This window comes from Streptomyces sp. NPDC059895, assembly GCF_042731035.1.
Taxonomy (GTDB): domain Bacteria; phylum Actinomycetota; class Actinomycetes; order Streptomycetales; family Streptomycetaceae; genus Streptomyces.
This window is the reverse complement of record NZ_JBHWKO010000015.1, coordinates 31,551-45,106: the sequence shown is the minus strand read 5'-3', so window position 1 is coordinate 45,106 and position 13,556 is coordinate 31,551. Positions and strand designations below refer to the sequence as shown.

The 13,556-nt window shown below is 69.3% G+C and carries 6 protein-coding genes; all 6 read left to right on the top strand.

The window, feature by feature from the left end:
• Positions 1-271: 271 nt before the first annotated feature.
• The 6 genes from ACFV9M_RS19180 to ACFV9M_RS19155 all read left to right on the top strand — a co-directional run bounded on the left by ACFV9M_RS19180 (position 272) and on the right by ACFV9M_RS19155 (position 13,546).
• The gene (locus ACFV9M_RS19180; protein WP_385070717.1) at positions 272-1,465 is read left to right on the top strand and encodes a cytochrome P450; all 1,194 of its coding nucleotides are present in this window, start codon (positions 272-274) and stop codon (positions 1,463-1,465) included.
• A 165-nt stretch (positions 1,466-1,630) separates the two neighbouring features.
• Positions 1,631-2,683 carry a methyltransferase gene (locus ACFV9M_RS19175; RefSeq protein WP_385070640.1) on the top strand — a complete coding sequence of 351 codons (1,053 nt, stop codon included), beginning with the start codon at positions 1,631-1,633 and terminating at the stop codon, positions 2,681-2,683.
• A gap of 438 nt (positions 2,684-3,121) precedes the next feature.
• Positions 3,122-3,868 (top strand): SDR family NAD(P)-dependent oxidoreductase, encoded by a 747-nt coding sequence (locus ACFV9M_RS19170; protein WP_385070643.1) that lies wholly within the window; start codon positions 3,122-3,124, stop codon positions 3,866-3,868.
• A gap of 93 nt (positions 3,869-3,961) precedes the next feature.
• Positions 3,962-5,062: an SIS domain-containing protein gene (locus tag ACFV9M_RS19165; protein WP_385070646.1), complete on the top strand. Its 1,101-nt coding sequence runs from the start codon at positions 3,962-3,964 to the stop codon at positions 5,060-5,062.
• A gap of 100 nt (positions 5,063-5,162) precedes the next feature.
• Positions 5,163-12,374, top strand: coding sequence for an amino acid adenylation domain-containing protein (locus ACFV9M_RS19160; RefSeq protein WP_385070649.1), 7,212 nt, complete (start codon positions 5,163-5,165; stop codon positions 12,372-12,374).
• The gene (locus tag ACFV9M_RS19155; protein ID WP_385070651.1) at positions 12,371-13,546 is read left to right on the top strand and encodes an FAD-dependent monooxygenase; all 1,176 of its coding nucleotides are present in this window, start codon (positions 12,371-12,373) and stop codon (positions 13,544-13,546) included. Before ACFV9M_RS19160 ends, ACFV9M_RS19155 begins: the two co-directional genes overlap by 4 nt.
• Positions 13,547-13,556: the final 10 nt, after the last annotated feature.

Sequence of the window (13,556 nt, the reverse complement as noted above, 5' to 3'; positions counted from 1 at the left end):
GTGCGGATGTGAGAACCTTGAACACCTTGTGTGATCACCGGGTTTGGTGTTGTATCTGCGGCCAGAGAAACCATCTATGTGAACGGCCGTGGCGAGGCGAAGCATCACGCCCGCTTCGGCGTTGTCAAGTGAGCGGCCGTGCTCTGGGTGGTCGGCGGGGGCCGGTAACCCGGGCTTGAGGGAAGGGTATTCCGTCGTGACCGAGACCGAGAAAGCCGCCGCCGATCCCGCGATACCCGACTTAACCGACCGGCCCGACAGCCCCGGCGGGATCGAGGTGCTCGCCTCGCTCAGCCCCGACTTCACCGCCGACCCGTACGTCGCCTACGCGCGGCTGCGCGAGCGCGGTCCGGTGCACCAGGTAGTCACACCCGACAGGGGCAGGGTGTGGCTCGTGGTCGGGTACGAGGCCGCGCGCGAGGCCTTCACCGCCCCGCAGCTCAGCCGGGACTGGCAGCGCGAGTGGCGGCAGACCGGCTGGAGCCCGCCGTACGCCCTGAACATGCTCGGCAACGCCAACATGCTGATGAGCGACCCGCCCCACCACACCCGGCTGCGGAAGCTGGTGGCGCAGGAGTTCACGGCTCGGCGGGTCGAGGGGATGCGGGGCCGCATCCAGGAGATCACCGACGAGCTGCTGGACCGCATGACGGCGGACGGAGCGCGCCGCGCCGACCTCATCGACGCGTTCGCCTCCCCGCTCCCCATGATCGTCATCTCCGAACTGCTCGGCGTCCCCGGCCTGGACCGCGCCGCCTTCCACGCCTGGTCCAACGAGACCCTCGCGCCCACCAGCCCCGAGGCGGAGAAGGAGGCGTATGAGCAGGTCATGCCGTATCTCACGGGGCTCATCGCCGCCAAGCGCGAGAGCCCCGGGGAGGACCTGCTCAGCGCCCTCGTCCACACGGTCGACGAGGGCGGCGACCGGCTCACCGAGGACGAGCTGGTCTCGTTGGCCTTCCTGCTGCTCGTTGCCGGGCACGAGACGACGGTCAACACGATCGGCAACGCGGTGCGCGCGCTCTTCGCGCACCCCGAGCAGATGGCGGCCGTACGGGCCGATCCGGCGGGACTGGCGGCGGGGGTGGTGGAGGAGACGCTGCGCTACGACGGGCCGGTGGAGACCACCACGCCGCGCATCGCTCTGGAGGAGACCGAGATCGGCGGCGTACGGGTGCCGCGCGGTGCCATCGTGCTGATCGCCATGGCCGGCGCGGACCGCGACCCGGCGCGCTTCCCCGATCCGGAACGCTTCGACGTACGACGGCGCGAGGCCCGGGGCCATCTCTCCTTCGGACACGGGATCCACTTCTGCCTGGGCGCCCCCCTCGCCCGCCTCGAGGGCGAGGTGGCGCTGCGCACGCTACTGGAGCGCTGCCCGGACCTGACGGCGGACGGGGAGCCGGGGGAGTGGCTCCCGGGGATGCTGATCCGGGGGGTGCGGGAGCTGCCGGTGCGGTGGTGATACGCCCGCCGCGGGCGGGCTGACGGGCGGGTGAGCGGTTGCGGCACGCCGTATGTCTATTTCCGCATTGAGTGTCAACCGGAGAAAACTGGACGTTGCGGAACTTGGCTACTCCATGGCCGAAAGCGCTTGCTCGCGATCTGCAAGAAACGTGGAGGACAAACTGTGAAGGAATCGTCGGAGACGGCCTTGGACGAGCTGTGGAAGCTGGTGTACACCAGCTTCAGGTTCCCGTTCATGCACGCCGCTATGCGTCTTGAACTCTTCACCCTGCTCAAGAACCGTCCGGGCCGCAGTCTTGACGAGATCACCGCCGAGCTCGGGCTGCAGGAACGTGCCGGACACGTGCTGCTCCTCGGGTGCTGCGCGTTCGGCCTCGTACGCAAGGAGGGCGACGGCTACCACAACACGGCGGCCACCGACCTGCTGGCTGGCGATCAGGACGCGTTCATGCCGGTGATCGTCCGCTACACCCACGAGATGCTGTACCAGCCGATGGGCTGGCTCCACGAGTCGCTGGTGAACAACGAGAACGAGGGGCTGCATCGCGAACTGCTCGCCGATTCCCCGGCGACCACGCTCTACGAGCTCCTGGGAGAGGACAAGAACCTGGAGCAGGTCTTCACGGCCATGATGGAGCACCAGAGTCGCTCGGTGGTCGAGGACCTCGTCAACGCCGTGGACTTCTCGTCGTACAAGAAGGTGCTGGACGTCGGCGGAGGCACCGGGACCAACTCCATCGGTTTCGCGCAGCGCTGGCCGCATCTTCAGGCAACCATCCTCGAACTGCCCAACGTGGCGGAGATGGCCGCCGCCCGCATCGCCGAGGCGGGCCTCTCCGAGCGCATCAACGCGGTCGGGACCGACATCTGGAAGGACGAGTTCCCCTCGTCCCACGACTGCGTCGTCTACTCCCGTTTCCTTGAGATCTGGTCGCCCGATCAGGTCCGCGACCTCTTCGCGAAGACGTACCGCGCGCTGGAGCCGGGCGGTCACATGGTGATCGTCGCGTGTGCCCAGGACGACGACGAGACCGGGCCCGCGCACGCCGCGTTCATGGCGGGGTACGTCCAGACGATCGCGTCACCCGAGGGCCGTATCTACACGGCGCGGGAATTCGAGCAGTGGTACACCGAAGCCGGCTTCGAGCCGATGGACCGCCAGTACCCGGGCCGCTTCGACGTCATCCTGCGTGCCCGCAAGCCGATCGCCCGGTGAGTCCGGTCCGTTCCATGCCGCCCTGCCGATCCGTCAGGCGGGCGACTCCGACCGTCTGACACGGGGCGGTCCGCCCGTCAGGGCGCGGCCGGATCACTTCGACGGGGCCCTGCGCCCGTGTGACGCACCCTTCGGGTCCTCATGTCCGTGCACCCATGCGTTCCCGTATCCCCCACCCGGGCGCCGTGCGCCAACGTACAGGCCCGTCCCATCCCTCCAGGCAGCACGCGTGTGTGCGAGCTGCACGCATCCGTGCGGCTCCGCGCGCGGCCGCGCGACGGCGCTGGGCGCCGCCCCGCGCTGCCGACACCTGATCCGGACCGGATCACCGTCACCCCTGTCGTCACCCCACCCGCCCCGCCCCGCCTCCTTGGTGTCGGGGCGGGGCGGCGTGCCCTGTTCGTGTCCTCGGCGCCGCATCCAAGAAAGGAAGCTTGAGTGAATTCGCCTGACAGGCTTGCCATCGTTACCGGCGGAACCAAGGGAATTGGTCTCGCTTTCAGTCGCCGTCTGACCCGGATGGGATTCCGGGTGGTCGCCACGTACCGTAGTGACGAAGAGTCGGCGAATCTTGCTCTGCAAGAGGTGGAGAAGGGGCTGTCTGTCGTACGGTCGAATGTGTCCGACCCCGACGAAGTCGCCGAACTCGCGGAACTCGTACGGACCGAGCACGGAGTCCCGCAGGTCCTGGTGAACAATGCCGGTCTCAATATCGACCGTCCGGTGCTTGAGATTTCCGACTCCGACTGGCGCCGGGTACTGGACACCAATCTGTCCGGCCCGTTCTATATGACGCGGGCCTTCGCCCCGGTCATGCTGGAGGCCGGCGGCGGTTCCATCGTCAACATCGGTGCGACCACAGCGATTCGGCCCCGGATGAACGGCGCCAACTACTGTTCGAGCAAAGCCGGGATGCTTCATCTCACCAAGTGCCTGGCCATGGAACTCGCTCCGAGTATTCGCGTGAACTGCCTCATTCCGGGGATGATCGACACGGAAGAGATGCGTACGCGCTACCGCTTGGCCGAGCCGGAGTACATGGATGCGTTGCTGAGTGAGATACCGCAGCGCCGGATAGGTGCCACCGACGAGATGGCGGACGCGCTGGAATTCCTGGTGGGCGAGGGGGCCGCGTACATCACGGGGCAGAAACTGATTGTGGACGGCGGTCAGTTCATGTGGTGAAGCACTCGGTGCGCAACCGGGGCGCACGTTCGCTCCTGCTGGAATCGCCAGCACTCCATTAATTTCATTGATTTCCTAGGAAGGGGAATGCTCATGAGATCACGCCTTGAGCGCTACCAGCAGTTCCTGGAGCAGGAGTACCGCACAGGGTTCACCAAGTTCGACGAGTATGACATATCCGGCATCTCTTCCGGCCTCCTGAGGAGGCTGAAGGACGGTCACTTCACTCGTATCGTCTTCAGCGGAATGGGCTGCTCGGCCATCGTGTCGGACGTGATAAAAGTGTTCTTCAACTCGATCCGCAGCGACCTCGAAGTGTATGTCTTCAACGACTACGACTTCGAGTACCTTGTTCCGCGCGCGGTGATCGAGGACGAGCGCACGCTCATCATCCTGAGTTCGTACAGCGGCTACTCCAACGAGCCGGTCCGTGCCTTCCACGCGCTGCGCCCCATGCACGACCGGGTACTGCTGCTCACCTCGGGCGGCCGGCTCGGCGAGCTGGGCGAGGAGCACGGCGTGTCCATCGCGCGCTGGACGCTGAGCAAGCCGGACCGCGAGTACCCGCTGTTCCACGTGGGTCAGTACTTCTCGATCCTGGTTGACATGTTCCTGCAGCTCGGCCTGCTGGACAAGGACTACGGGCCCGAGGTCCGTTCCCTGGCCGAGGACCTGCGGACCGACTTCACCCCCGAGTTGCGTGCCCTGGCAGCGGACGCCGCCGCGCGCAGCGAGAACGCCAACGTCATCATGCTCGGTTCACCCAAGTGGCACGAGAGCCTGCTGAAGTTGGCCAAGATGCACTTCAACGAAATCGCCATGGTGCCGGCGACGCGCAACTATTTCCACGAGTTCTGCCACAGCGAGGTGGCCACGCTCACCGACCCTGAGCGCAGGCACAGCATCCTCGTCTTCTCTGACCCGGAAGAGGACGAATACACCCGGGCCAAGCGGAAGAATCTGGTGTCGTTGCTGACTGCACCGATCCCGCAGAACGCAAAGGTCACCGTCACCGAGATCGAACTCGACCAGTCGACTTTCATCCGGCAGTACTTCACCGCTCTGGAGTTCGTCCAGTACCTCACTCTCGATCTGGGCAGGGCGCGGGAGACGAAGTCGCGCAACCTCATATCCGAGGCTGCGGGAAACCCCTGGTACCACGGCAGCACCATCGCCGCGGAGAACGGCGGCTGATACGGGTGTACGGCGTCGGCCACGGCGAGCGTAGGGCATTGGAGAAGACAGTCGAACAGCTCAGGAAATGAAGGCAAGAGCCGAGGAAAATGGAGCGATCGTGAATCGACGGGAGCGTTACTCCCTCACGGCCTACCAGCAGGACATTTGGGCTGCGAACTCTCTCTTTCCAGATCTCCCGCAGTTCAACTGCTTCATCACCGACCGGTTCACCGGTGACGTGGACGTCGACCTCCTCAAGGCGTGCCTGCGCCGTGCGGTCGACCGCAACGACGCATTCCGGATCCGGATCGACCCGGAGGAGGGAACTCCGCGCCAGTGGGTCGAGGATGAGGCTTACGGCATCCCGACGATCGACCTTTCCGACGCCCCATCGCCGCGGGATTCCTGCGAGGCGTGGATCAAGGACGCGTTCGACGTGCCTTTCGAGGTGGAACGCAGCCGGCTGTTTACGCTCGCGGTTCTCAAGGAGGGCGAGGGAGTCTTTCATTCCTACGTCAAGGTGCACCACATCGTCGCGGACGCCTGGGGCCTGCACCTCTTCATGTCCCAAGTCCGTGCCGAATACGACCAGGCACGGAGGACCGGGCGGTTCGAAGAGCCGTCCGTGCCGTCGTACCTGGAATTCACAGAGGACGAGCGCCGCTACCGTGCCTCGGACGACTACACGGATGACCGGGCCCATTTCCAGGCGCAGTTGCGGGGTGTCTCCCCGGCCCTCTTCCGCCGCTCGGCCCCGGCCGGCTCCCGCAGCAGTGCCCGCCACAGCTTCATGATCGAACGCGGTGTCATCGAGAGCATCCGTGAACGCGGCCATTCGGTCTTCGCGTTCGTCGCGGGCGCCTTCGCCGTCTACCTGTCGCGGGTGCACGGCAGCGACGAAGTCGTCCTGGGCGTACCGCTGCTGAACCGGCCCACCACTGCGCAGAAGCAGACCGTAGGCCACTTCGCGAACACCCTGCCGCTGCGGGTGACAGCCGGCGAGGACCGTACGATGAGCGAGCTCGTCGCCGAGGTGCAGGCATCGACCCGGGAGCTCAAGCCCCACGAGCGCTTCTCCCTGGGCGACCTGCTGCGCTGCGTACCGCTCCAGGAGAGCGGCCCCAAGCGGCTGTTCGACACCACCATCGCCTATCTGCGCTGGCCCGGTCCGCTGGCCGTCCAGGGCGTGGAGTACGAGACCGTCGTGCAGGCGCGTGCCCACGACGACGACGTGCTGGCCGTGGTCGTCAACGAACTGGACGACATCGGTGACGTCCTGGTCGACATGGACTACGCCCTGGACGTGTTCGACGCGGACTTCCCCGTGGAGTCGGTGGCCACCCACATCGAGGCGATCCTCAAGGGAGCGCTCGCGGGGGCGGACCTGCCGCTGTCGCAGATCCCCATGATCGGCGAGGCGGAGCGGGCCGCCCTGATCGCGACGGGCACCGGCCCGGTGCACGCGTTCACCGAGGACGCCACTGTCCACGCGCTCTTCGAGCGGCAGGCGGCACGGACGCCCGACCGGGTGGCCGTCGTCACCGACGACCCCGCACAGTCGCTGACCTTCGCCCGCCTCGACGGCTGGGCCAACCACATCGCGCACCAGCTGCGTGAGGACGGCGTGCAGACGGGCGACCGGGTCGCCGTGGTGGCCGAGCGCGGCCCACACCTCGTCGCAGCGGTCCTGGGCGTCCTCAAGGCAGGTGCGGCCTACGTCCCTGTCGACCCGGGCCACCCCGAGGAGCGGGTCCGGTTCGTCCTGGCGGATAGCCAGGTGGCAGCGGTGCTGCTGGGCGGCACCGTGCCCACCGCCCTGGTGGGCGACGCCGTGCCCGTACGGCGCCTGGAGGCCGCGGCGTCCACCGTGCCCGCCGCACCCGTCCCGCTGGGCGGACCGCAGGACCTCGCGTACGTCATCTACACCTCCGGATCCACCGGGCGGCCCAAGGGCGTGCAGATCGAACACCGCTCCGTGGTGAACCGGCTGGAGTGGATGCAGCGCCGCTACCCGGTCGGCGAGGGGGACGTCCTGCTGCAGAAGACGCCGGCGACCTTCGACGTGTCGGTGTGGGAGCTGTTCTGGTGGGCGCTCACCGGGGCTGGCCTGGCGCTGTTGCCGCCCCGGGGGGAGCGCGACCCCGAAGCCATCCTCCGCACCGTACGAGCACACCGGGTGAGCGTGGTCCACTTCGTGCCGTCGATGCTCGGTCCCTTCCTCGACCTGGTCGAGGAGGACCCGGCCCGAGCGGCGGACGCGGCATCCCTGCGCCAGGTGTTCTGCAGCGGTGAGGCGCTGACACCGGCTCATGTGAACCGTTTCAACCGGGTGTTCGCGGCTGCCGGTGCCACGGCTCCCCGGCTGGTCAACCTCTACGGCCCCACCGAGGCCACGGTCGACGTCACGTACTACGACTGCCCCGGCGGAACGGACGGGGAGGTGCGCCGGGTGCCGATCGGGCGGCCGATCGACAACATCCGGTTGTACGTGGTCGGCGCGCACGGGCACCTCCAGCCCGCCGGCGTCGCCGGTGAGCTGTGCATCGCGGGCGTGGGCGTGGCGCGCGGCTATCTGGACCGCCCCGAGCTGGACGCCGCGGCGTTCGTGGCAGACCCGTTCACGCCTGGCGGGCGCATGTACCGGACCGGCGACAGGGCGCGGTGGCTGGCGGACGGCACCCTGGAGTACCTGGGGCGACTGGACGATCAGGTCAAGATCCGCGGCAACCGCGTGGAGCTGGGCGAGGTGGGCAACCGCCTGGCGGCCTGCCCGGGCGTGCGGGACGCCCTCGTGGTGGACCGGACCGCGCCGGGCCGTGGCGTGCACCTGGTGGGCTACTACGTGGCGGACGAGGAGGTGGGGGCGGCCCGCCTCCGGTCCCGACTCCTGGACTCCCTGCCGGAGTTCATGATCCCGGCGTACTTCGTGCGGATCGACCGGATACCGCTGACCACGAACGGCAAGGCCGACCGGCGGCGGCTGCCCGCACCCAGGGTGGAGACGGACACCGGCGCGCAGACGCCGTCCAACGAGACCGAGGCGAAGCTCGCGGCGGCCTGGGCGGCCGTACTGGGAACCGACGCGGTCGGCGTCGACCAGGACTACTACTCCCTGGGCGGGGACTCGATCCAGATGCTCCGCATCCAGGCGGAGGCACGGCGTGCAGGGGTCCACTTCACCCTGGCAGACATGGTTCGCAACCCTACCGTCGCCGCGCTCGCGGCGGCCGCGACGACCGCGCCGCGGGAGGAAGAGGACGCACCGCTCGCTCCGTTCGCCCTGGTCCCGAGCGTCGACCGGGCGCGGCTGACCGGCCTGGCGGACGCCTACCCGGCCACCCGGCTGCACCTGGGCCTGCTCTACCACAGCCGGGAGCACGAGAGGTCGTCCGTCTACCACGACGTCTTCCGCTACTCGCTGAAGTCGCCGTGGGACGAGCAGGCGCTGCGCCGCGCCTTCGACGGCCTGGTACGGCGCCATCCGGTGCTGCGCTCCGCCTTCGACCTCGGCGGCTACTCCGAGCCGCTCCAGCTGGTGCACCGGCAGGCCGACGGCGGACTGCAGATCGTGGACCTGCCCAGCCTCGGCGAGCAGGAGGCGCAGGACGAGGTGGACCGGCACGTCCAGGAACGGCGCTACCACGAGTACCGTCTGGACCGGCCGCCGCTGTACCTGTTCCGCATGCACGTCCTGCGCGACCGCCTGGAGCTGGTGTTCAGCTTCCACCACGCGATCCTCGACGGCTGGAGCGTGGCCACGCTGGTGCGCGAACTGCTCCAGGACTTCCTCCACCACGCCGGACAGCCCGTCGCCGCCGTCCCGTCGCAGGAGCTGCCCTCGCCGGCCCTGTACGTACGCGAGGAGCGCCGGGCCCTCGCCTCGGAGGAGAGCAAGCAGTACTGGCAGCGGCTGCTCGACGGCGCCGAACCGGCCCAGCTCGACGGCCTGCGGCCCTACGAGCCCGCGGGCGACACGGGTCTCATCGTGCACCAGGTGGAGCTGCCGGACGGCCTGGCCGACCGGGTGGGCCGCCTGGCGCGCACCCACGACCTGCCGGTCAAGTCCCTGCTGCTCGCAGCGCACTGCCTGACGCTGCGGCTGTTCTCCGACGTGGAGGACATCACCACCGGCCTGGTCACCGGCGGACGGCCGGAGCAGGCCGACGCCGAACGGATCACCGGGCTGTTCCTGGAGACGCTGCCGCTGCGCCTGGACGCCCAGCCGCGTTCCTGGCTGGACGCGGCACGCGCGGTGTACGCACAGGAGCGGGAGAGCCATCCCCACCGGCGCTACCCGCTCAGCGCCATCCAGGAGGCCCGTGGCGGGGACGTCGTCTTCGACACGGCCTTCAACTACGTCGACCCGCACGTGCTCACGTCGCTCTTCGAGGGCACCGGCATGGAGCTGACCGAGTTCAGGACCTGGGAGGAAACGAACTTCAAGCTCCTGGTCAACGCCGTGGTCGACCCGGTGGACGAGCGCCTGTGGCTGCGTATGGACTGCGACGGACGCACCTTCTCGCGCTCCCAGGTCGAGAGCATCGGACAGACGTACGTCGCCATCCTCCGGCGGATCACCGGGCAACCCGAAGGGAACGTGGACTTCGCCTTCCTGGGCGGCGGGCGCGTACCCGCCGCGCAGCTCGCGGGGGAGGCGCCCGCGGACGTCATCCGGCTGATCGGCGAGCACGTCGCCCGTACGCCCGACGCGGTGGCCGTCAGCTGCGGTGCGCGCAGCTGGACGTACGCCCAGCTCGACGCGGCCGCGAACCGGATAGCCCACGGCCTCGTCGGCGCCGGGGTGCGCACCGGTTCCACCATCGGCATCGCCATGGACCGTTCGCCCGAGACCCTGGCGACCGTCCTGGGCGTGGGGAAGGCCGGAGCCACCTGCGTTCCGCTCGACGTCAGCTACCCGCGGGCCCGGCTCGCGGTGATGACCGCCCAGGCCGATCCGCTGTGGATCGTCACCAACGAGACGCACGCACTGCTCTTCGACGACTCCTCCCGGCTGCTGAACGTGGACGGGCTGCTCGAGGCCGAACCGGACCCGGGTGGCGCCGCGGAACTGCCGGAGATCACCGGCGAGACCGTCGCCTACCTGCTGTTCACCTCCGGGTCCAGCGGCGAGCCCAAGGGCGTCGAACTCCCGCACCGGGTGCTCGCCAACTACATGCGCTGGCAGGTGCCCTCCGCCAGCGGCGCGGCGGGCGGCAAGACCCTCCAGTTCGCCCCCCTGAGCTTCGATGTGGCGTTCCAGGAGATCTACTCCACACTGTGCGGCGGCGGCACCCTGCAACTGCTCGCCGAGGACGAGCGGCGGGACATGCCGGCCCTGCTGAGGCTCCTGGACCGCGAGGAGGTGGAGCGCGTCTTCATGCCCTACGTGGCGCTCCAGCAGCTCGCGGAGACGTCCCAGGCGCTGGGCGTCCGCCCGCGTGCCCTGCGGGTGATCATCTCCTCCGGTGAGCAGCTGAGGATCACCGACGAGATCCGCCAGTTCTGTGCCGCGCGGCCGGACACCGTACTGGAGAACCAGTACGGGCCGACCGAGACCCACCTGCTGACCCACCACACCATGACCGGCGACCCGGCCCGCTTCCCCGACCTGCCGCCCGTCGGCGTCCCCGTGGACGGCATCGAGCTGCACCTGCTCGACGGCCTCATGCGGCCGGTCCCGGCGGGCGCCAAGGGAGAGATCTACGTCGGCGGGGTGTGCCTGGCCCACGGCTACCGCAACCGTCCCGACCTGACCGAGCAGCGCTTCGTACCGCACCCGTCCGGTGAGACGGGTGCCCGCCTCTACCGCACGGGCGACCTCGCCAGGGTCATGCCCGACGGCAACCTCGCATGGCTGGGCCGCGCCGACTCCCAGGTGAAGGTGCGTGGCTTCCGGGTCGAGCCGGCCGAGGTCGAACTGGCCATCGCCAAGCTCGCCGAGGAGCAGTCCGCGTCCGGTATCCGCGAGGCGGCGGTGGTGTCGCGGCGCCGGGAGGGCGGCGACGCGTTCCTCGCGGCGTTCCTCGTCGGCGACGCCGAGGCCGTGGACCTGGATGAGGTGCGCAGCCGGTTGCGGGCGGTGCTGCCGGACCACATGATGCCCTCGCACCTGGAGTGGCTGGCGAGCCTGCCCCTGACGCCCAGCGGCAAGCGGGACGACGCGCTGCTGAGCCGCATGCCGCTGGCCGCGCCGTCGTCGGACGCCACCGAACCCGCCGACGAGCACGAGAAGGCGCTGGTGGGCATCCTGGCGGAACTGCTGGAACTGCCCGCGGTGGGCGTGCGGGACAACTTCTTCGACATCGGGGGCACCTCACTGACCGCGATGCGGCTGGTGATGACGATCGAGAAGCGCTACGGCGTCAGCGTTCCGCTCTCGGCGTTCGTCGCCGCCCCGACCGTCGCCGGGCTGGCCCAACGCCTGCGGGGCAGCGGCGCGGCGGCCCGGTTCGACCCGGTCGTACCGATCCGCACCGAGGGGGACAAGCCGCCGCTGATCCTGGTCCATCCGCTGGGCGGCCATGTGCTGTGCTACGTACGCCTCGCCCGTCACCTACCGCAGGACCAGCCGGTCTACGCGCTTCAGGCGTGGGGGACCGTGCCGGGCACGGAGCCGCTCAGCTCGATCCCGGAGATGGCGGCGGGCTACCTGGAGGCCGTGCGGCGCGCGTGTCCCGAAGGGCCGTACGTGATCGGAGGATGGTCCTTCGGCGGCTTCATCGCCTTCGAGATGGCGCGCCGGCTGCGCCGCAGTGACCCGGGCGCCCTGCACGGCACCGTGCTGATCGACCCGATCGCTGTCAAGCGGGGGGAGCGGCCCGACATCGCCGACCACTCGCTGCTGGAGTGGTTCTTCTGGGAGCTGCTGTGGATGGAGCGCGGTGGCACCGCACCGGTGGTCTCGCTGCCGGACGGTCTGGAGGAGGAGGCGAAGTTCGACTTCATCGTCGGACACGCCACGCAGGCAGGCGTCCTGCCCGCAGGCAGCTCGCGCACCACCGTGCGGCGCCTGTTCCAGATGTTCAAGGCGCACTGGCGGGCGATCCTCACCTACCAGCCCGAACCGGGCGACGAGGACGTGGTGCTGCTGCGCGCGACCTCGGAGCTGCCGGAGATCCTCCAGCCGATGCACGGAGCAGCACAGAGCCTGCATGAGGACCCCACCAACGGCTGGGGCGACCTGACCACGGGCCGGCTCCAGGTGGTCGACGTCCCCGGTGACCACCTGGTGCTCCTGGAGGAACCGCACGTGAACGTCGTTGCCGAGAAGGTGGCACAGGCGGTGGCCGGCCGACCGGGCCGACGACTGTCGGAGAGGAGTGGGAAATGACGGAGTCCCCCCCGCGCAAGGCCCTCGTCGTCGGAGCGGGCATCGGCGGCCTCGCCGCCGCCGCGGCGCTGCGCCGTGTGGGCGTCGAGGTACAGGTCTTCGAGCGGGCTCCCGAGCTGCGGCCGGGTACCACGGCGGTGTCGCTGATGTGCAACGCGGTCCTGGCACTGCGCAGCATCGACATCGACATCGCCCCGGGCCTGGACAAGCGTGGTGCGGTGTTCGACGAGCTCAAGTTCCTCACTCGGCGGGGCCGTCCGATCAGGGCGCTTCCGTTCCGGGAGGTCTCGGACCGGCTGGGGGCGTCGAACTACGCCGTCCACCGGGCCGATCTCCAGCAGACGCTGCTGGACGCCCTCGGGGACGAGAGCGTCGTCGAACTCGATGCCGCGGCGGCGGAGTTCGTCAGCGGCGAGGACGGGGTCGAGGTCACCTTCGAGGACGGCAGGACCGCCTCGGGCGACTTCCTGATCGGGGCGGACGGCTTCAACTCGGCGATTCGCAGGCAGGTGGCGGGCGCCGACGAGCCGCGGCCCGGCAACTACGCGTGCTGGCTGGCCACGGTGCCCTTCACGCACCCGCGGATGAGCAAGGGCTACGCAGCGCACTACTGGGGGCGTGGACAGCGTTTCGGCCTCGCCGACATCGGCCGTGGTCGCGCCTACTGGTGGGCGACGAAGAACGTGCCCCCGGGCGCCTCCGGACACCTGCGGCGCGGCAAGGAAGGGCTCGCGGGCCTCTTCGCGGGCTGGGCCGACGAGGTGCAGGAGGCGATCCGCACCACCCCCGAGGAATCGATCGTCCGCATCACCGCCCAGGACCGCCCGTTCCTCCAGCGGTGGGGCACCGGACGCACGACCCTGCTCGGCGACGCGGCCCACCCGATGCTCGTGAGTCTGGGCCAGGGGGCGGCGCTGGCCATCGAGGACGCCGTCGTCCTCGCCCAGCACCTGCGCGCGACAGCGGACCCGGTCGCGGCGCTGCGCGGCTACGAGGACGAGCGCAGGCCGCGGACGGAGGGGCTGGTCGCCGCGGCCCGTGCGCTGAGCGAGACTGAGCAGCTGGAGGGCCTCTTTCCCGCCCTGGCGCGCGACCTCTACTTCCGGTTCGCACCGCTGTCCAAGCTCACCGGTCAGAACGAAGCGGTCCTCACCTGGCCCCCACTGGGCTGACCACACCCCA